This window comes from Achromobacter pulmonis (assembly GCF_021733725.1).
Lineage (GTDB): Bacteria > Pseudomonadota > Gammaproteobacteria > Burkholderiales > Burkholderiaceae_B > Achromobacter > Achromobacter pulmonis.
Genome location: NZ_JAIFOT010000001.1, coordinates 4,475,471 through 4,495,011, shown reverse-complemented (window position 1 = coordinate 4,495,011; position 19,541 = coordinate 4,475,471). Strand labels below are relative to the sequence as shown.

20 protein-coding genes are annotated in these 19,541 nt (G+C 66.4%); 13 read left to right on the top strand and 7 right to left on the bottom strand.

The features are described from left to right. The first annotated feature begins 8 nt into the window (after positions 1–8). Positions 9–500 (top strand): GNAT family N-acetyltransferase, encoded by a 492-nt coding sequence (locus K2W61_RS20625; RefSeq protein ID WP_175135309.1) that lies wholly within the window; start codon positions 9–11, stop codon positions 498–500. A 47-nt stretch (positions 501–547) separates the two neighbouring features. Here K2W61_RS20625 and K2W61_RS20620 read toward each other — a convergent pair whose 3' ends face one another. The 5 genes from K2W61_RS20620 to K2W61_RS20600 all read right to left on the bottom strand — a co-directional run bounded on the left by K2W61_RS20620 (position 548) and on the right by K2W61_RS20600 (position 7,214). Continuing rightward, complete coding sequence (locus tag K2W61_RS20620; protein ID WP_175135310.1) at positions 548–958, bottom strand: MerR family transcriptional regulator; 411 nt, start codon at positions 956–958, stop codon at positions 548–550. A 146-nt stretch (positions 959–1,104) separates the two neighbouring features. Continuing rightward, positions 1,105–1,866, bottom strand: coding sequence for a DUF4198 domain-containing protein (locus K2W61_RS20615; protein WP_175135311.1), 762 nt, complete (start codon positions 1,864–1,866; stop codon positions 1,105–1,107). A gap of 465 nt (positions 1,867–2,331) precedes the next feature. Beyond that, entirely contained in the window at positions 2,332–3,912 is a 1,581-nt protein-coding gene (locus K2W61_RS20610) for a bifunctional aminoglycoside phosphotransferase/ATP-binding protein (RefSeq protein WP_236756436.1), read from the bottom strand. A gap of 38 nt (positions 3,913–3,950) precedes the next feature. After that, the gene (locus K2W61_RS20605) at positions 3,951–6,611 is read right to left on the bottom strand and encodes a cation-translocating P-type ATPase (protein ID WP_236756435.1); all 2,661 of its coding nucleotides are present in this window, start codon (positions 6,609–6,611) and stop codon (positions 3,951–3,953) included. Between the two features lie 15 nt (positions 6,612–6,626). Next, positions 6,627–7,214 carry a hypothetical protein gene (locus tag K2W61_RS20600; protein ID WP_175135314.1) on the bottom strand — a complete coding sequence of 196 codons (588 nt, stop codon included), beginning with the start codon at positions 7,212–7,214 and terminating at the stop codon, positions 6,627–6,629. 362 nt (positions 7,215–7,576) lie between these two features. Between K2W61_RS20600 and atpD the strand changes: the two genes are divergently transcribed. From atpD to K2W61_RS20555, 9 genes are read left to right on the top strand one after another with little or no spacing between them, the layout of a single operon-like run. After that, positions 7,577–9,007 (top strand): F0F1 ATP synthase subunit beta, encoded by a 1,431-nt coding sequence (gene atpD / locus K2W61_RS20595; RefSeq protein WP_175135332.1) that lies wholly within the window; start codon positions 7,577–7,579, stop codon positions 9,005–9,007. Beyond that, positions 9,004–9,474, top strand: a complete 471-nt coding sequence (locus tag K2W61_RS20590) for a F0F1 ATP synthase subunit epsilon (protein WP_236756434.1) — start codon at positions 9,004–9,006, stop codon at positions 9,472–9,474. Before atpD ends, K2W61_RS20590 begins: the two co-directional genes overlap by 4 nt. After that, a complete protein-coding gene (locus K2W61_RS20585) occupies positions 9,471–9,752 on the top strand; it encodes an AtpZ/AtpI family protein (RefSeq protein WP_175139722.1) in 282 nt (93 codons plus the stop codon). The genes K2W61_RS20590 and K2W61_RS20585 overlap by 4 nt, the downstream gene beginning before the upstream one ends. Next, a complete protein-coding gene (locus tag K2W61_RS20580; RefSeq protein WP_175139721.1) occupies positions 9,749–10,036 on the top strand; it encodes an N-ATPase subunit AtpR in 288 nt (95 codons plus the stop codon). Before K2W61_RS20585 ends, K2W61_RS20580 begins: the two co-directional genes overlap by 4 nt. Continuing rightward, positions 10,036–10,707 carry a F0F1 ATP synthase subunit A gene (locus K2W61_RS20575; protein ID WP_236756433.1) on the top strand — a complete coding sequence of 224 codons (672 nt, stop codon included), beginning with the start codon at positions 10,036–10,038 and terminating at the stop codon, positions 10,705–10,707. The genes K2W61_RS20580 and K2W61_RS20575 overlap by 1 nt, the downstream gene beginning before the upstream one ends. A 9-nt stretch (positions 10,708–10,716) precedes the next feature. Next, positions 10,717–10,959, top strand: a complete 243-nt coding sequence (locus K2W61_RS20570) for a F0F1 ATP synthase subunit C (RefSeq protein ID WP_175135318.1) — start codon at positions 10,717–10,719, stop codon at positions 10,957–10,959. Then, positions 10,960–11,721 (top strand): F0F1 ATP synthase subunit B family protein, encoded by a 762-nt coding sequence (locus tag K2W61_RS20565; protein ID WP_236756432.1) that lies wholly within the window; start codon positions 10,960–10,962, stop codon positions 11,719–11,721. Further along, a complete protein-coding gene (locus K2W61_RS20560) occupies positions 11,702–13,243 on the top strand; it encodes a F0F1 ATP synthase subunit alpha (protein WP_236756431.1) in 1,542 nt (513 codons plus the stop codon). The genes K2W61_RS20565 and K2W61_RS20560 overlap by 20 nt, the downstream gene beginning before the upstream one ends. After that, positions 13,240–14,196, top strand: coding sequence for a F0F1 ATP synthase subunit gamma (locus K2W61_RS20555; protein WP_175139718.1), 957 nt, complete (start codon positions 13,240–13,242; stop codon positions 14,194–14,196). The genes K2W61_RS20560 and K2W61_RS20555 overlap by 4 nt, the downstream gene beginning before the upstream one ends. Here K2W61_RS20555 and K2W61_RS20550 read toward each other — a convergent pair. Next, the gene (locus K2W61_RS20550; RefSeq protein ID WP_236756430.1) at positions 14,165–15,304 is read right to left on the bottom strand and encodes a hypothetical protein; all 1,140 of its coding nucleotides are present in this window, start codon (positions 15,302–15,304) and stop codon (positions 14,165–14,167) included. The genes K2W61_RS20555 and K2W61_RS20550 overlap by 32 nt on opposite strands. 216 nt (positions 15,305–15,520) lie before the next feature. Continuing rightward, positions 15,521–16,426 (bottom strand): LysR family transcriptional regulator, encoded by a 906-nt coding sequence (locus K2W61_RS20545; RefSeq protein WP_175135323.1) that lies wholly within the window; start codon positions 16,424–16,426, stop codon positions 15,521–15,523. Positions 16,427–16,551: 125 nt separating this feature from the next. Between K2W61_RS20545 and msuE the strand changes: the two genes are divergently transcribed. From msuE to K2W61_RS20530, 3 genes are all read left to right on the top strand, one after another. Then, positions 16,552–17,139, top strand: coding sequence for an FMN reductase (gene msuE, locus K2W61_RS20540; protein WP_175135324.1), 588 nt, complete (start codon positions 16,552–16,554; stop codon positions 17,137–17,139). A 151-nt stretch (positions 17,140–17,290) separates the two neighbouring features. After that, positions 17,291–18,268 carry a DUF1852 domain-containing protein gene (locus K2W61_RS20535; protein ID WP_175135325.1) on the top strand — a complete coding sequence of 326 codons (978 nt, stop codon included), beginning with the start codon at positions 17,291–17,293 and terminating at the stop codon, positions 18,266–18,268. Between the two features lie 25 nt (positions 18,269–18,293). Beyond that, complete coding sequence (locus K2W61_RS20530) at positions 18,294–19,322, top strand: methionine synthase (RefSeq protein ID WP_175135326.1); 1,029 nt, start codon at positions 18,294–18,296, stop codon at positions 19,320–19,322. Positions 19,323–19,541: the final 219 nt, after the last annotated feature.

Here is a 19,541-nt window from a genome sequence, read left to right as displayed (position 1 = left end):
GTTTCACCATGCCTGCCTTGAAATTCCGTTCCCCCACCCCCGCCGACACCGACCGCTGCTTCGACATCGAAAGCACCGCCTACGAGGGCGACGAAGCCGCCACCCACGCCAAGATCGCCACCCGCATCGCCGACTATCCGCAAGGTTTCCTGTTGCTGGAAGAAGACGGCGCCATCGTCGGCTTCATCAACAGCGGCTGCGCCCACGAAGTGGTCATGGCGGACGAAGCCTTCAAGGAACTGGTGGGCCATGACCCGGCCGCGCCCAACGTGGTGATCATGTCGGTGGTGGTCGATCCGGCCCACCAGGGCAAGGGCCATGCCGCGCGGCTGATGCGCCGCTTTGTCGACGACTGCCGCCGCCAGGGCAAGCAGACCATCCACCTGATGTGCAAGGAACGCCACGTCGCGCTGTACGGCAAGCTCGGCTATCGCTACGTGCGGCCGTCGCCGTCCGACCATGGCGGCATGGCCTGGCATGAGATGGTGATGGATCTGTAGAGCAGGAAGAGCGGCCGGGCCAGGCCGCATCCGGCTTCGCGCCGCGCCTAGTCGATCTTGCCGAACACGCGCGCCAGCACGCGCTGCGCATCGGGAACGCCATCCGGGCCATCGGGCTGCGTCTGCACGTCGCGCATCAACGCCAGCAGTTGCTTCTTGCCGTGCAACAGCCGGCTCTCCAGCGATTCGATCTCGCTCACCTTGCGCCGCAGCGCCCGCAGCAGCGCATCGCGGTCCCATATCTTGCCATCGTCGGGCAGCAGCACCCGGATTTCATCCAGACTGAAGCCGACCTGCTGCGCGGTCGTGATCAGTTCCAGTGCCGAGATGGTCTCGGGCGGATAGGTGCGGTAGCCGTTGGGCCGCCGTGCCACGGCCCTCAACAATCCGGCGCTCTCGTAGAAGCGGATACGCGACGCGGTCAGCCCGGTGCGTTTGGCCAATTCGCCGATATTCACATTCTTGTCCTCTTCATCACATCACCGGCAGGAGCCGCGGCCCCAGGCCCGAGCGGACCGGACACCCGCGCCCGCGAGCGGCCGGGCCGCCGGACAGGGCCTTGCAGGTCTCGCCGGCCCGGTCCGCTGCCGTTACCGCCGCGGGCTTACTTGGCGGGCGTGGCGGCCGGCGGCAGCTTGTTGGGCGGCAGCGCCGGGCCGGCAGGCAGCGGCGCCGCGCCGTCCGGCTTCACGAATGTCAGCGTCGACACGTAGCCGATGCCGTCGTACGACTCGGGGCCGTTGGCGCCCTGGCGCTCGCCCGGCGTGCGGTCGATGTGCATGGCGCGCAGCACGTATTGACCCTTCCAGGGCAGGTCGAACGAGGCCTTGCCCTGCGCATCCGTGTAGGCCACTTTTTCCCAACCCGACTGCACCATGGCGACCAGCTTGGCCTTGGCCAGCGGCTGCCCCTTGAGCACCACCTGGAATTCGGCGGACTTGCCGGTGGGCACGATGTCCATGGTGAGCTTGGGTTGCGCCGCGACGCTTGCGTCGGCGACATAGCGCGCGCTCATCTGGAACCAGGCGTTGATGGGCTCGCCGCCGCCATGCTTGAACTTGCGCAGCGGCAGCGCCTTTTCTTCCGCCAGCAGGCTTTCGTTGTGCGCCGCCTTGGCCGACAACGTGAAGCCATCGGCCACCTTGGCCACCGTCAGCGGCGATTCCCCCTTGGGGGAAACCAGTCGGGCCGACAGCTTGGTGAACGTGTCGAGATAGCCCGGCGACGCTTCGCGCAGATTCTCGGCGAATTCGCCGAACCGGATGATGGCGGACTTGCCGGCCGGCTGCTCGATCCAGACCTGGTGCGCCTGCGCGGTGGCGGAAAGGCACAGCGCGGCGATCGCGATGGACAGGGTCTTCTTCATTGAATGCTCCAGAGGGTGAAAGACGGGGAAGAACAGGCCCCGCCGGAAGGCGCGAGCCCTCCCTGGCTGGAAAACCGGCGGCGCGCCCTGATGATCAAAGACGCTTGCGCATGTACGGCCAAAAATCCTGGCATTCGAAGACAACCCAAAATAACAACGAGAATCGCTCTGGATTATGTGGATGGCCCCGCCGATGTCAAGAATGCGGCCGGTCACGTCCGGCGCGTCTGGCCCGCTTGCGGGGCGCCGCGCGGCATGCCGTTTTCACTGTGCCGACAGCGTCTGACGGGGCACTCCAAACGCGCGCGCGCCGGCCTGGAATGCCGCCGCAAAATCGGACTGCGCCTCAGCGGCCGGTTCTCAATGCCGCCGTTCGCGCTTGCAACCCATGCGGGGACGAAAATGCAAGGTTTCGGGAAAACCATTTGCGCAACGCCGGCTTCCTCACGCTAGCGGGCCCGGCGATCAGGGCGGCGCGCCGGCTGTCGGCGTTGCCGCGCCACGGGCGGCCTCCTCCTCTTCCAGTTGCCGCAACACGTGTTGCGCCGTCGCCTGTGCCGTTCCGCCCGCGTCCACCGACTGCCAGGACGACGCCACCGGCGAGCGCGCCAACTGCCGCTGCACAACGTCTTCATCGGCATCGGAGGGGTCATTCACGCGGGCCTTGACGCGCGCCATCAAGGTCGCGGCTGGCGCTTGCAGCCAGAAGCCGGCAAAGCCCGCCCGCGCCTGCGTGGCGGCCTGCGCGATGCGCTCGCGGTCGGCCGGGCGGTCAAACACCGCGTCGGCAATCACACAACAACCCGCGGCCAGCAATTCGCGGGCGCGTCCGGCCTGCGCCGCATAGACCTGTTCGGACACCTCCAGGCCGTAGGCCCGGGCCGGCAGCCGCGCCTGCGCCTCGACACCATGCAGCGCCTTGCGGATGCGGTCGCTGGACAATACCCGGGCGCCCGGCGGCGCGCCGACCGCCGACGCGATCGCCGCGGCCAGCACCGACTTGCCCGAACCGCTCAGGCCGCCCACCGCGACCAGCCGCGCCGCGCGCGGCGCCAGGCACGCCAGCCCGGTGTCCAGGTAGCGCAGGGCCTGCGCTTGCAGCCGCGCGCGCGCCGGCGCCGTCGTGGCGGCGGTGGCCTGAGTGGCGATGACGTGGGCGCGGATTGCCGCGCGCAGCGCCATGAAGGCCGGCATCAGCGGCAGGCCGTCTTCGTCGTCGCGCCGGTCCAGGTAATGGTGGAGCACCCGGTTGGCCTGCGGCGCCAGCCCGCGGCACCACAGGTCCATCAGCAGGAAAGCCAGGTCGTACAGCACATCGATAGTGGCCAGCGCCGTGTCGAACTCCAGGCAGTCGAACAAGGTGGGTTCGCCGTCAATCAGGCAGATATTGGCCAGGTGCAGGTCACCGTGGCAATGGCGCACTTTGCCGGCCTGTGCCCGTGCCTGCAACAACGGCGCGTGACGCGCCAGTTCGCGCCGCAGCGCCGCCTCCAGCGCGGCGGTCTTGGCGGGGGGCAGCGCTGGCAGCCCGGCGAACACCTGCGCATTGGTGGCGATCACGCCCGCCAGCCGCGCCCCGCTATCCACCGCCCGCGCCACCTGCGCGCGGTCATGGAAATCGGCGATCACGCACGCCAGGCGCTCGGCCAGTTGCGGTGACAGGCCGTCGCGGGTCACCACTGTGTCCAATAGCGCATCGTCGGCGAAGCGCCGCATTTCCACCACCGCGTCAACCAGCTCGCCCGGTCCATCGAACGACAATTCACCATCTTCCTGGCGGGTGATGCGCCGCACCGCCAGGTACAGCGCGGGCGCGGTGCGGCGGTTCAAGGCCAGCTCGCGTTCGCAGGCCTGCAGGCGGAGCGCCGGGGTGGACAGATCGATATAGGGCAACCGGATCGCGCGCTTGAGCTTGCAGGCGCGCGATCCGGCCAGCACGATGGTCGACAGATGCGTGCGCACCGTGGCGATGTCGGCCGCCGGCACGCCCTGGACTCGCGGGCAGGTCAGGAAAGCCAGTGTGGCGGACTGGTTGTCGGCGGTCATGCGTTCTCCCGGCAGTGAGAAAAACCTTGGCCCCGTGATTATCCCGCGGATGGCCGGCGGGCCCACCATTTCTCCAGCTCCGCCGCCCACACCACGACCGACGCCAGCGCCAGCAGCGTCGTCCACTCGGCCAATGACACGGGGCCCAATTGCAGGAGGCCGCCGAGTCCGGGCATGTACATCGCCGCGATATGCAGGCCCTGGGCCGCGGCGATGCCGACCAGCAGCAGCGGATTGGACCAGAATCCCGCACGAAACAGCGAGCGGCGCTCGGAGCGGCAGTTCAGCACCTGAAAGTTCTCGAACAGCACAAACAGCAACAGCAGGAGATTACGGGCGTGTTGCTCGGTGTAGCCCTGGGCGAGCAGCCAATAGAACGTCAAGAAGCCGCCGCCGCCCATGACCACGACGGCGAACCAGACCTTGCGCATCACGGCCCGGTCGAAGATCGGCTCGGCCGGCTTTCTCGGCGGTCGCGCCAATTCGTCGCCATCACCGCGCTCGGCCGCCAGCGCCACGTCCTGGATGCCATTTGTCACCAGGTTCAGCCACAACAACTGGGTCGGCAGCAGCGGCATGGGCAGGCCGAGCGGAATGGCCAGCAGGAACAGCGCAACCTCGGCCGCGCCGGTCGAGACCAGCATGATGACCACCTTGCGGATGTTGCCGTAGGCGATCCTGCCTTCCTTGATGCCACGGACGATCGACGCGAAATTATCATCGGTAATGACGATGTCGGCGCTTTCCTTGGCCAGTTCAGTGCCTTTGCCACCCATGGCCACACCCACGTGAGCGTGCTTGAGCGCCGGCGCATCGTTGACGCCGTCTCCGGTGACGGCCACAAAGTGGCCCAGCCGCGCCAACGCCAGAACGATCGCCAGCTTCTGCACGGGCTTCACCCGGGCATAGATACGGGCAAGACGGACCAGGCGGTCCAATTCACCCACGCCGGCGGCCTCGGCGCGGCGCACCTGATCGCCGGTCACCACCTGTTCCGGGGCGAATAGCATCCCCGCCTGCCGGCCGATCGCCGTCGCGGTGACCGGATCGTCGCCGGTCACCACGCAGACCTCGATGCCGGCCTGGTAACACTGTTGGATGGCCGCGGGCACCTCGGCCCGCAGGGGGTCCTTCATGCCCGCGAAGCCCAGGAACGTCAACGCCGACAGCGATGCGTGGTCGTACTTCCCATCGCTTCGCCGGGCGACGGTGCCGCTCGCGAACGCCAGGACGCGCAGGCCCTGCGCGGCCAGCGCGTCCTTCATGCGCAACAGGGCAGCGCGGTCCAGCGCCCCCGCCGCCAGCGCGTCCTGGCTGCGCGAACACATTGCGAGCAGCGCATCCGCGGCGCCCTTCACGAATACATGGATGGCACCCTCGTGCTCATGAAAGGACGCCGCATACGCGCGGTCCGGCTCGTACGGAACCCGCGCCATCAGGGGATAGGCCTGCGACAGACCGTCGCCCGTCACGCCCAGTTCGCGCGCCATGCGCAACAGCGCGAGATCCACGCTATCGCCACTACCCTCCCATTGGCCCCGCACCACTGTCAAGCGCGCCTCATTGGGCAGGACGGCGGCCGCGAGCAGGGCCTGGAGCCATCCGTCGCCAGGCTGCGCGGCGGCGTCCCACCGACCGCAATCGCTGGTCAGAGTCGAACCCTCGGCAAGCGCGAGCGTCGTGACCACCAGTTCGTTGCGTGTCAAGGTACCGGTCTTGTCCGTCGCGATCACGGTGCACGACCCCAACGCTTCTACCGCCGGCATGCGCCGCACGATGACGTGGGATCGGGCCATACGGCGCATGCCAATCGCCAGCGTCACGGAGATCGCCACCGGCAGTCCCTCCGGAATCGCGCTGACGGCCAGGCCGACGGCCATCATGAACAGCGCCTCGGCGGGCATGCCGCGCACGGCGCCCACCACCGCCAGCAGCGCCACCGCGCCGACGATCGCAATGGCGATACGGCCCGAGAATTGCTCCATGCGGATGACCAAGGGCGGCTGCGTCACCGACTTGCCGCGCAATTGGTCGGCGATCGCGCCCAATTCGGTGGCAACGCCGGTCGCGGTGACCACCCCGCGCCCGCGTCCGCGCACCACCAGCGTGCCGGCGAACAAGCGCGAAGCGGCCTCGCTCGCGCCTGCCTGCGCTCCCGCGACGACATGCTTGCCGACAGGCAGCGACTCGCCCGTCAACAGGGACTCATCGCATTGCAGATCGGCCGAGCCGGCCAGCGCCAGGTCGGCCGGCACCCGCGCGCCGGCTTCCAGCAGCACGACATCCCCCGGCACCAGCTCCACCGCCGGGATTTCCTGCTGCCGGTCATCGCGGATCACGACGGCCTTGGGCTCCTCCAGCCTGCGCAGCGCCGCCGAAGCCTGGTTGGCGGAATGTTCCTGCAACGTGCCGATGATGCCATTGGCCAACAGCACGAGGCCGATGAAACCGGCGTCGCTGAGATCGCCCAGCGCGACCGCCGTCAACGCCGCGGCCAGCAGCATGTAGATGAGCGGGCTGCGGAATTGCCGCAGGAACACCATCATCACGCCCGGCACCGGCATGCCGGGCAGCGCATTGGGTCCGTAGTGGTCCAGGCGCCTGCGGGCCTCGGCGGTCGTCAGGCCCGCCACGCCGGGACCATCAGGCCGGACACCGTCCTGGGGCGATGCGTCGTCCCGGGCGGTCGAAACCCGCATCGTCCGCAAGCCGCTTCAATTGCCGGCGGCCGGGGCGCCCGCGCGGCCGCCCTGCATCATCTGATGCCACATGAACTGCTGCATCAGCGACTGCTGCATGCCCATGTACTGGTCCATCATGTATTGGTGTTCCTTCAACTGGCGGTCGGTCATGCCAGAATAAAAACGCCGCATGTTTCCCCGGTTCTCCGGTCCGCCATTGCGCATGCCACTACCGGGACCATTGCCCGGGCCACTACCCGGGCCATTGCCCATCATCGGGCCGCCACGGCGCGGTCCGTACAGGCAACAGCCGCCCTCTTCCGCGCCGCGGATCGACTGCATCAGCTGCATCGTGCCTTGCATGGTTTCCCAGTGCTCCTGCAGCAAGCGCTGGCGCGCTTCGGGGTCCTGGGTCTTGCGCAGCGCGTCCATCTGATCCTGCATTTTCCGCATATTGGCTTCGGCCGCGCTCATCTGCTTGTCGAACTCAGCGACGTTATCCTTATTCTGACTTGCGCGCGCCGGCGGCGAATCCGGACCTGGCTTGGCCGGCTGGGCCCACAGCGGACCGGCGTTCAACGCCAGGGCGGCCAGCGCCGCTGCGATCGTGATTTTTTTCATGGTGATTCTTCCAGGGAGCATGACGGGGAACAACCCGCAACGCCACGCGGCCGAAGGTGAATCGTCGGTTCAGCATCGGCCACGCGAGCGGCGCGGCACCGTATTCACTCTACCCCCCGGGTCAATGCGCTTATTGACTAAACGCAATGTCGAGGCGACACGCCCAGTAGCCCCCCCAACGCCGCTGCCGCATCCGCGGGCGGCCCCGACGACAACGCACAGCCTTGACTCAGATCAACTGCGGGCGACCCTGCCCATGTTCGAATCAATTGCATTAAGCGCCGAGCCGCACGTTACATCCCAATCGTAACGGATACAGGAAAGCAGGCATGTTGAAACCGATCGAACCTCTTCCGCCAAGCATGGGGCAGGTCTCTCGCGATACCCCGCTCGCGGGACAGTTGACAGCGGTCCACGGCTCGATCATCGACATCCGGTTCGCCCCGCAGGCGCTGCCGGCCATCAACGAAGGCATCGTCATTGAACACGATGACGGGCAGCCGCTACTTGCGGAAGTGCATCAGCACCTGGACGGCGCGACCGTGCGCGCGGTCGTGTTGGGTAACAGCACCGGCCTGCGCCGCGGCGCCACCGCGCGGGCGCTGGGCTCCCCGATCCGGGTACCGGTCGGCGATGCCGTGCTCGGGCGTTTGCTGAACGCCGTCGGCGAGCCCGCCGATCGCGCCCAGCCGCTACCCGACGATACCCCCTACCGCCCCATACATGCGTCGGCGCCGGCACTGGATCGGGTCGGTCCGGCCCAGGAGATCTTCCATACCGGCATCAAGGTCATCGACCTGCTCGCCCCGCTCACCAAGGGCGGGAAAGCCGCCATGTTCGGCGGCGCCGGGGTCGGCAAGACGGTGCTCATCATGGAATTGATCCGCACCACGGTCCAGCGTCACGCCGGCATCTCGGTGTTCGCCGGTATCGGCGAACGCTCCCGCGAAGGGCATGAACTGCTGCTGGAACTGAAAGCCTCGGGCGTCCTGGCGCGCACCGCCCTCGTGTTCGGGCAGATGAACGAACCGCCGGGGCCGCGTTGGCGCGCCGGGCTGACGGCGCTGACCATTGCCGAGCATTTTCGAGACGAAAAGCACGAAAACGTGTTGCTGCTGATCGACAACGTCTACCGCCTGGTACAGGCCGGCGGCGAGGTTTCCGGACTGCTCGGGCGCCTGCCGTCGCGCGTCGGCTACCAACCCACGCTCGCCAGCGAAATCGCCGAACTGGAAGAACGCATCACATCGGTCGCCGGCGCGGCGATTACGTCGATCCAGGCCGTCTATGTACCGGCCGACGACTTCACCGACCCCGCGGTCGCCGAGATCTTCAGCCACCTGGACGCGTCGATTGTCCTGTCGCGCGACATGGCCAGCGAGGCCATGTATCCAGCGGTCGATCCCCTGGCGTCGACATCGACCCTGCTCGATCCGCGCCTGGTCGGCGAGCGGCATTACCACGTGGCCCAAGCGGTGCGGAAAACCATCGCGCACTACCGCGAGCTGCAGGAGATCATTGCGCTGCTCGGCGTCGAAGAACTCAGCGCCGTGGATCGCCAGGCCGTCCAGCGCGCCCGGCGGCTCATGCGGTTCTTGACGCAGCCCTTCATGGTGACCGTCGCCTTTACCGGCAAGGAAGGCCGAACTGTCGAGGTTGCCGATACCCTGGAAGGATGCTGCGCCATCCTGGACGGCGAAGCGGACGCCTGGGCCGAAAGCTCGCTCTATATGATCGGCGGCATCGAGGAAGCCCGGGCACGCGAACGTGCCGCCGCCAAGGTGGGCGCATGAAGTCCGCCGACGGCATGCACCTGACCGTCGCCACGCCGCTGGCGATTGTCGCCAACGTCGACACTGTCGCGCACCTGCGGGCGGAGGACGACACAGGCGCGTTCGGCATTCTGCGCGGCCACGCCGACTTCATCACGGCGCTGGCGGTCTCCGTGCTGAGCTGGCGCGAGCTGGACGGAACCGAGCATCACATTGCGGTTCGCGGCGGCATGTTGTCGGTGAGCGGCGGAAATACGATCACCGTCGCCACCCGCGAAGCTGTCGCGCGCGACGATCTGCGGCAACTCGAAACCGAAGTGCTGGCGAGCTTCCACCGCCGCAACGAAGCGGAGATCACCGCGCGCACCGACGCGCAGCGCCTCTATCTCGCGGCCATCCGGCAGATCTACCGTCTTTCGGGCGATCCCCCCCCCGACCGCTTGCCGCGCCTGGGCCGCGCGGCGGCGCCCGCCGGACTCGAATCATGACGACGCCCGACAACCAGGAGCGGCTCAGGCAGGCGGTGCGCACGCGCCGCGAACGCCGCGACCGCTGGCAGCGCGAGGGCGAACGCTCGCTGGGGCAGAACATCGCCATGATCGGCGCGCTCGGCTGGACTATTGTCGCGCCAACGCTGCTCGGCATTCTTGCCGGCCGTTGGCTCGACCGGATCTGCAACAGTGGCGTGTTCTGGACATTGGGCCTGCTCGTGGCGGGCCTGGCCGCGGGCTGCGCCCTTGCCTGGAAAAGGATGCACAGCGAATGACCCTGGCGAACCTGATTTCCCATCCGGCAGTTGCCGTCGCGATGGCCTTGGCGGGCCTGGCAGTCGGGCTGGCGTACTTCACGGCGCTCAGGCGCGGCGTGGCGCTCATGGTGGGCGGCAAAGGCTGGCTGGCTCCGCTCGCGCTGACGTTGGCGCGCCTCGGCGCGGCCGCCGGCTTCCTGTTCTTCGCGGCACAACAGGGCGCCGTGCCGTTATTGGCCGCCCTGGCCGGGTTTCTGGCGGCGCGCGCGCTGATACTGCGTCCGCACAGGAGGGCCGACTGATGCAGGCCTCACCGCTGACAAGCACACCGCTTTTTCATATCGGCCCCGTGGCCATCACCCGCCCGGTGGTAACGACATGGGTCATCATGGCGGTACTGGCGCTCGCCTGCCGCTTCACCACCCGCCGCCTGGCCCTGCAACCCAACGGCCGGCAGGCGGTTCTGGAGAGCATTGTCATGGGCATCGCCGGGCAGATCGAGGACGTCACGCGCAAGGACGCCCGGCCATTCCTGCCCCTGGTGGGCACGCTGTTCATCTTCCTGGTGGCCGCCAACCTCTCGGGCGTGCTGCCTGGCGTGCAAGCCCCCACCAGCAAAATCGAGACGCCCGCGGCGCTTGCGCTCATCGTGTTCTTCTCGGTTCACTATTTCGGGATACGGGCGCGCGGCCTGCGCGGCTACCTCGCCAGCTTTGCCCAGCCCAGGCTGATCATGCTGCCGCTGAATGTGCTTTCCGAGATAACGCGCACCTTTTCACTGATGGTGCGGCTGTTCGGCAACGTCATGAGCGGCGAGTTCGTGATTGGTCTGGTCGTGGCGCTGGCGGGCCTGTTCGTGCCGATTCCGCTGATGGCGCTGGAGATCCTGGTCAGCCTGGTCCAGGCATACATCTTCACCGTGCTCGCAACCGTTTTCATCGGCGCCGCCGTCGGCGACGCCACGAAAGCATAAGGAGATTCAATGGACCCCAAGCTTATATCCATCATCGGCGCGGTCATCGCGGTCTCGATCGGATCGATCGGGCCGGCGTTGGCCGAGGGCCGCTCGGTGGCGGCCGCCATGGACGCCATCGCGCGCCAGCCCGAGGCGGCCGGAACGATCTCGCGCACGCTGTTCGTCGGCCTGGCCATGATCGAAACCATGGCCATCTATTGCCTGGTGGTGGCGCTGTTGCTGCTCTTTGCCAATCCATACACCCATTGAATGATGCAACTCGACTGGTGGACCATCGTTCTGCAGACCATCAACTTCGGCATCCTGGTCTGGTTGCTGCACCGGTTTCTCTACAAGCCGGTGCTCTCGCTGATCGACGCGCGCAAGGCACAGGCGAGCCAGCAACTCGATGCCGCGCGCGAGATCGAAGCGAAAGCGCAAGCGCAACTGGGCGCCATCGAAGCCGAGCGCGCCGGCATCAACGCCGAACGCGAAGCGGCGCTCAAGGCCGCCGCGACACAGGCCCAGGAATTGGCCGAGACACGCCGGGCGCAGGCCGAGCGCGAGGCGCAGGCGCTGATCGACGCCACGCGCCAGACCTTGACGGCCGAGCGCGCCGAGGCGCTGAACGAGGCGCGCCGGCTCGCGCTCGATCTGGGCGCCGATTTTGCCCAGAAATTGCTCGCCGAAATGCCGGCGCAGTATCGCGCGCAAGCCTGGATCGAACACATCGAGACGCACCTGAACACCCTGCCCAGCGCCGAACGCGATGCCCTGGCCTGCCAGATCGCCGGTGACACCGTGCTCAAGGTCGTCACCGCCTGCGCATTGCCCGCCGCGGCCGCCGAGCAATGGAAGGCGCGCCTGCGCCTGGCGCTGAACCTGTCGGGCGACATGACATTCGAGGTCGACCCGGCCTTGATCGCGGGGGCCGAATTGCACTTTCCAACCGCGATCCTGCGCTTTTCCTGGCAAAGCGTGCTCCTGGCCGCACGAACCGAGGCTGGCGCCGATGACCCGCCTCGTGGATGAACTCAGAGACTGGGCCCAACAGCGCCGACAAACCCTGGCGGCGCTGCGGCTCACGCCGCAGCTCGAGCATGTCGGCCGCGTCCTGCAGGTTGGCGACGGCGTGGCGATGGTCGCCGGGTTGCCGCAGGCCCGACTCGATGAGTTGCTGATTTTCCAGGGCGGCGTGCGCGGGCTCGCCGTCGATCTCGGCGAAGAGGCCATCGGCTGCGTCCTGCTCGGCAGCACCGACGGCATTCACGCCGGCAGCATTGTCTTCGGCACCGGCGAAGTGGCGCGCGTTCCAGTCGGCGAACGTTTGCTGGGACGCGTGGTCGACGCGCTCGGCGTGCCGCTCGACGGCAAGGACGCACCGGAGGCCACCCAGCTCGCGCCGGTGGAGCAAGCCGCTCCGATCATTATCGACCGGGCGCTGGTGACCAAGCCGCTGGCGACCGGCCTGCTGGTCATCGATGCGATGATCCCGCTTGGCCGAGGCCAGCGCGAACTCATTATCGGCGACCGCGAAACCGGCAAGACCGCAATCGCGATCGACGCCATCATCAACCAGAAATCCAGCGACACCATCTGCGTCTACGCCGCGATCGGCCAGAAAGCCTCGTCGGTGGCGCGCGCCATCGACGCGGTCCGCGTGCATGGCGCGCCGCAACGCTGCATCTTTGTGATCGGCCAAGCCGATGCCGCGCCGGGCTTGCAGTGGCTGACGCCCTACTCGGCCTGCGCCATGGCGGAGTATTTCATGATGCGCGGGCGCGACGTGCTGCTCGTGCTCGACGACCTGACCAAACACGCCGCCTGTTACCGCCAAGTCTCGCTGCTGCTGCGGCGTCCGCCCGGACGGGAAGCCTATCCCGGAGACATCTTCTACATTCACTCGCGATTGCTGGAGCGGGCGGCGAAGCTGGCGCCCGAGCGTGGCGGCGGCTCGCTGACGGCCTTGCCCATCGCCGAGACGCAGGCCGGCAACCTCAGCGCCTACATTCCCACCAACCTGATCTCGATCACGGACGGCCAAGTCTATCTCGACCCGCGCCTCTTCTACGAAAACCAGAAACCGGCGGTCGATGTCGGCAAGAGCGTATCGCGCGTCGGCGGCAAGGCCCAGGCGCCGGTCCTCAAAGCCCTCTCGGAAAGCCTGCGGCTGGAGTATGCGCAGTTCCTGGAATTGGAGGTGTTCACGCGCTTCGGGTCCATGGTGGACGCGCGCACCCGCAAGCTGATCGAACATGGGCGGCGCATCCGCGCCGTGCTGGCGCAGCAGCAGTTCGCGCCGCTGTCGCTGGGTGAGCAGGTCGCGCTGCTATGCGCCGTGGCCGACGGGGTTCTCGATCCCGTGCCCCTGGATCGCATCGGCGCTTTTCGCGCTGGTCTTGCGGGATGGCTCAAGAATCAGTGCCCCGAGGTGCTGGCACTCGGCGACGACGCCAAGCCGTTGCCCGACGCCCTGCGCGCGCGCCTGACCGCGAGCCTGGCCGGACTGGCGCAAACCCTGGGCGCGGCCAGCGCGGCAGAGGAGTCGGCGTGACACGCCTCGCGCAAATCCAGAGCCACTTGGCCGGCATGGGAGAACTGCGCGACATCATGGGCGCGATGCGTTCACTTGCCGGCGTGCGCGTGCAGGAATCCCAGCATGCGCTTCCCGGCATTCGCCGCTACGCCCAGTCCATGGCCGACGCCATCGATGGCGTGCTGCTGCTCATGCCGGTCGACGTCGCAGCGCCGCGCCACGGGCCCGGTTGCCGCGTGCTGGTTCTGTGCACGTCCGAACATGGTTTCGTCGGCGGCTTTAACGAACACCTCCTGGAGGCCGGCATAGCCGCGCTCGAACCCACCGACCTGCTGTTCATGCTGGGCAGCCGTGGCGCCGCGCTTGCCTTCGAGCGTGGCCGCGCCATCGCCTGGAGCATGCCGATGGCGACCCGCCTGAGCGGCGCCCCCGATGCCATCAACCGCCTGACCAACGAGCTCTACGCCCGCATCGCCCGCGGCGAGGTCGCGCGCGTCGAAGTCATGTTCGGCCGCTATCGCCAGGGCGCCGCAACCGCCATCGAGCGCCATCCGCTGCTACCGCTGGACGCCCCCCGGCGCGCGGCCGCCCCGGCGCCCCAGGCGCCTCTGCATAATCTGGCGCCGCGCCCGCTGCTGGAAAAGCTGATCGCCGAGTACGTCTTCGCGCGGCTCATGGAGGCCGCGGTGGAGTCCATCGTCAGCGAAAACGCCGCCCGCTTCGCCGCCATGGAATCCGCGCACGACAATGTCGAGAAAAAGCTCGCCGGATTGCAGAAAGACGCGCGGCAAGCGCGCCAAACCGAAATCACGTCCGAATTGCTGGATCTGATCACGGGCGCCGAAGCGCTGACAAAAAAACACGGCGCAGCCGAATCCGGCCTCTCTTGTCAAGGCGAATCGCATGCGCGCCAGACGCAGCCGCCTGGCGCAACGCCGATCAGCGCCCCGCGCCAATCTGCAGCACCGTGAATTCGCGCCGCATATACCGATTCATCACCTGCGCCAGGATCGGATTCCCGGCGTTTCCAGCCGTCGGCGATACCAGGCTGACCACCGCCGCGCACAGCTTGCCGGCTTCGACCGTGCGCCCGGAGAACTTGGCCTGCACCGCGCCGGCCATGCTCTCTTTCCAGGCCGCGTCGATGCCATCCACGGCCTGCCGGGCGGTGGCGCAATCCGCATACGACAGGGACATCACCACCGCCGGCGTCTTGTCGATCTGCACATCCGCAAGCAGGCCGCCGAAATAAGGCGGGATACCGCGCGCATTCGCAGCGGCCGCCGCCTGGAAGTTCTCCTTCGCCGTGTCGGCATCCGCGCGCGGCGACAACAAGACCTTCGCCGGATCGACTGCCGACAACCCCAATACCGGCGAGATCACCACCGCCTGCATGATCCGGCCGCGGTCGGCGGGCACCGCCTGCTTCAAGCCCGCCAGTGACGCGGCGACCACCTCGCTATCGGCGACCGACGGCGTCGGCTGCGACAAGAACTTCATGCCGTCGGGGGCCGGCGCCTGAACCAATGCCGCGCCCAGCGGCATGACAAAGCTGGCTTTCCCCATCATGCCGCGCCACGGATCGCGCGGATTGGCCTTTTTCAGGTCCATCTTGTGGGCCTCACCGTTGGCCAGCACCCCGGCGACACCCCCGGCATCGACCGCGGCGAAATCGCCCTGTTTGAGACGGTCGACGAACTGGCCCACGGCTTGCGGGTCCTTCAGCCCCCAATACGTGATGCTGGCGGGCGGCCGGCCGAACGCGGCGAAATACGACAGCGTGTCGAACGGCACCTTGGCATTCGTCGACCACTGCTCCAGGCCATGACCGATGGCTTCGAGCGGGCTGATCCACTGCGCCATGCTCAGCCGGCGCATCCCGTCGGCCGACGGGCCGGATGGCTCCAGCCCACGCCAGGCCTGCACGTCGATGAAAAAGACCTGCATCGCGTCCGGGACGGTGAGCGCCTGCTGAGGAATCTGCTTGAAGGCTTGTTGCAGGGTTTCGGTGCTGTCCTGGGCGGCGGCCGTGGCGGCAAATCCAGCCATCAAACACAGGGCAAGAGCCTTTACGCGCATTCGGTTTCTCCGTCTTCTTGGTTTATTTCAGCGTGGGGGATGCCTGCCTTGCGCTTTTAGCCAGCATTCGCGCCGCTTCGGCATGAATGGGGGGACGCGGCAGGCCCGGAGATGGTATCGCAATGTCTGGCGTGTGCCGGCGGGCAACCCTTGCGTTCTGTACCGAGTCATGAGCCGATGTAAGTGCCATCGGCCTGCCTGCGACGCGGGAAGGGTTTATTGCGCGATCGCGGCCGCGGCGGCGGGCTGGCGGGCCAGTTCGATGAAGGCCCGCACGTAGTCGATGGCGGTGTCGGCCTCGCGCGCGCCCAGGAAGATCTGCTTGGCGATGCCGCGCGCGCCCAGCCGCACCGGCACCACGTCCATCCTGGCCGCGTACTCCTGGACCAGCCAGCGCGGCAAGGCGGCCACGCCCCGGCCGCTGGCCACCATCTGGACCATGATGTCAGTGGTCTCGATGGCCTTGTGCCGCCTGGGCGTGACCCCGGCCGGCAACAGGAACTGGTTGTAGATGTCCAGGCGCTCGATGTCCACGGGGTAGCTGATCAGCACTTCCTGAGTCAGTTGCTGCGGTTTCACATAGCCGGCCGACGCCAGGGGATGGCCCTTGGCCACCACCAGCACCTGCTCGTAATCGAACACCGGCTCGAACTTCAGCCCCGGCTTGAACAGCGGGTCGGGCGTGACCAGCAGGTCGATCTCGTAGCCGAAGAGCGCGCCGATCCCGCCAAACTGGAACTTCTGCTTGACGTCCACATCGACGTCGGGCCAGGCCGCGAGATAAGGCGACACCACCTTGAGCAGCCACTGATAACAGGGGTGGCATTCCATGCCGATGCGCAACGCGCCGCGCTCGCCCTGCGCGAACTGGCCCAGCCGTTCTTCGGCCAGATCCAGTTGCGGCAGCACGCGATTCGCCACCGCCAGCAGGTATTGACCGGCCTGCGTCAGGCGCAGGCTGCGGCCTTCGCGCAGCCAGACAGCGGTGCCCAGTTGCTGTTCCAGCTTCTTCATGCTGTGGCTCAGGGCCGACTGGGTCAGGTTCAGCACGACCGCGGCGGCCGTCAACGACCCCTGCTTTTCGACCTGCTGGACGATGCTGAGGTGGATGCGCTCAAGCATTCAGATGATTTCCGCTCATGGATTTGTGAAATAAAACCATTTTACTTCATCAGTACCCGCCACTAGTATGCGCTGCCGTCGTCTGCGCACGCGGCGCCGCGCAAATCCCTCTCCATGAAGCAAAAATGACACGCCCACTCCGTCTAGTAGCCGTTTCCGGCGGACTGCAACGCCCCTCCAAATCCGCGGCCCTGGCACAGCACCTGCTGGACCTGATCGCCGACGAAGTCCCGTGCGAACAACGCCTGGTCGAACTGGGTCAACTCGCCCCGCAATTGGCGGGCGCGACCTGGCGCTCGCATCTGCCGGACGCGGTGGAGCGGGAACTGGGCGCGGTCGAACAGGCCGACGTGCTGGTGGTGGCCACCCCGGTCTTTCGCGGCACCTACACGGGCCTGTTCAAGCACTTCTTCGACTTCATCCACCAGGACGCCCTGATCGACAAGCCCGTACTGCTGGCGGCCACCGGCGGCAGCGAGCGCCACGCCCTGATGATCGACCATCAATTGCGGCCGCTGTTCAGCTTCTTCCAGGCGCGCACCTTGCCGCTGGGCGTCTACGCCACCGACAAGGATTTCGCCGACTACCGGCTGCAGGACAAGGCCCTGATCGAACGGGCTTGCCTCGCGGTGCAACGGGCGCTGCCGCTGGTCGAACTGACCCGCCGTCCGCGCCCCGCCGCCGTGGAGGAAGCGGTCGCGGCCTGCGCCTGACGCCAGTCCGGAACGCGGACCCGGCGGCCCTTCACGTCCGGCATGCGCCCTGTGGGCGCCTCAACGGCTTCACTTTTCGCGCCATGCGCCCGAACCGGGCCGGCTTTCATTTTCCGCGGACTTTTTCGCACTATCAGCGTATCCAATCACCATGAGCAAAGCGTTCACCTTCACCGTCAAAAGCATCCCTTTTGATGAGAACTATCGTCCTTCGGACAACACGCGCATCACCACCAATTTCGCCAACCTGGCCCGGGGCGAGAGCCGCCAGGAGAATCTGCGCAACACCCTGCGGATGATCGACAAGCGCTTCAACAATCTGGCGCACTGGGACAACCCCAAGGGCGACCGCTACGCCGTCGAACTCGAGATCATCACCGTTGAAATGCATATCGGCGCGGCCGGCGATGTCTTTCCGCTGATCGAGATCCTGAAGACCAACATCGTCGACAAGGCCAACAACGAACGCATCGAGGGCATTGTCGGCAACAATTTCTCGTCCTACGTGCGCGACTACGACTTCAGCGTGCTCCTGCCGGAACACAACAACAACCGCCCCACGTTCAGCACGCCCGACAATTTCGGCGAACTGCACGGCAAGCTGTTCAAGCACTTCGTGAAATCAAGCGCCTACCAGGAACGCTTCAGCAAGCCGCCGGTCATCTGCATCAGCGCCTCCAGCAGCAAAACCTACGAGCGCACCGAAAACCACCACCCCATCCTGGGCGTCGAATATCGGCAGAGCGAATTTTCTTCGACCGACCAGTACTTCGAAAAAATGGGGCTGCGGGTGCGCTACTTCATGCCCGCCGGCAGCGCCGCGCCGCTGGCCTTCTATTTCCAGGGCGACCTGCTGGGTCACTACACCAATCTGGAGCTGATCAGCATCATCAGCACGATGGAAACCTTCCAGAAGATCTACCGCCCCGAGATCTACAACGCCAACTCCGCGGCGGGCCCGTTCTATCAGCCGAGCCTGAAGAACCAGGACTATTCCTTGACGCAGATTGTCTATGACCGCGAAGAGCGCAGCCAACTGGCCGTCAAGCAAGGCAAGTTCACCGAAGAACACTTCATCAAGCCATACAAGCACGTGCTCGACAGCTGGGCCGCCAGCTACGCGCACTAACCCAACACACACGAGACGACAGACCATGAAAAAACTCCTGCCCACCTCCACCGCCGGCAGCCTGCCCAAACCGTCCTGGCTGGCCCAGCCCGAAAAGCTCTGGTCGCCCTGGAAACTGCAAGACCAGGAACTGATCGAAGGCAAACAGGACGCGCTGCGCCTGGCGCTGCAGGAACAGCAGCACGCCGGCATCGACATCGTCAGCGATGGCGAACAGACCCGCCAGCACTTCGTCACTACCTTCATCGAGCACTTGGATGGCGTCGACTTCGAGAAACGCGAAACCGTCCGCATCCGCGACCGCTATGACGCGAGCGTGCCGACCGTGGTGGGCGCCGTGAGCCGCCAGAAACCGGTCTTCGTCGAAGACGCCAAGTTCCTGCGCCAGCAGACCCAGCAGCCGATCAAGTGGGCCCTGCCCGGCCCCATGACGATGATCGACACGCTCTACGACGCCCACTACAAGAGCCGCGAAAAGCTGGCCTGGGAATTCGCCAAGATCCTCAACCAGGAAGCCCGTGAACTGGAAGCCGCCGGCGTCGACATCATCCAGTTCGACGAGCCGGCCTTCAACGTCTTCTTCGACGAAGTGAACGACTGGGGCATCGCCACCCTGGAACGGGCCATCGAAGGGCTGAAGTGCGAAACCGCCGTGCATATTTGCTATGGCTACGGCATCAAGGCCAACACCGACTGGAAAAAGACGCTGGGATCCGAGTGGCGCCAGTACGAAGAGTCCTTCCCCAAGCTGCAGCAGTCCAACATCGACATCATCTCACTGGAATGCCACAACTCGCATGTGCCGATCGACCTGATCGAACTGATTCGCGGCAAGAAGGTGATGGTCGGCGCCATTGACGTGGCCAGCAATACCGTTGAAACGCCGGAAGAAGTGGCCAATACGCTGCGCAAGGCGCTCAAGTTCGTCGATGCCGACAAGCTCTATCCCTGCACCAACTGCGGCATGGCGCCGCTGTCGCGCGCCATTGCGCACGGCAAGCTGCTGGCGCTGAGCGAAGGCGCGGAAATCGTCCGGAAGGAATTGGCGGGGTGATGGCGAGGCTGTAGGTATGCGGAGACACGATTGAATCGGTAGCTAGATTGCCCCTCCAACTCCATAGAAAAGGCGCTTCGGCGCCTTTTTTCATTTACCGCGGAACCTCCGCGGCGTTATTCCCTCGCGATGTTCAACAGAAAACGCTGACCGCCTGGAAGCGTACCGAGGCAAGCCTGCCTCTAGCGAGTAGGAATACCTGCTCGTCGCTCCATCTTC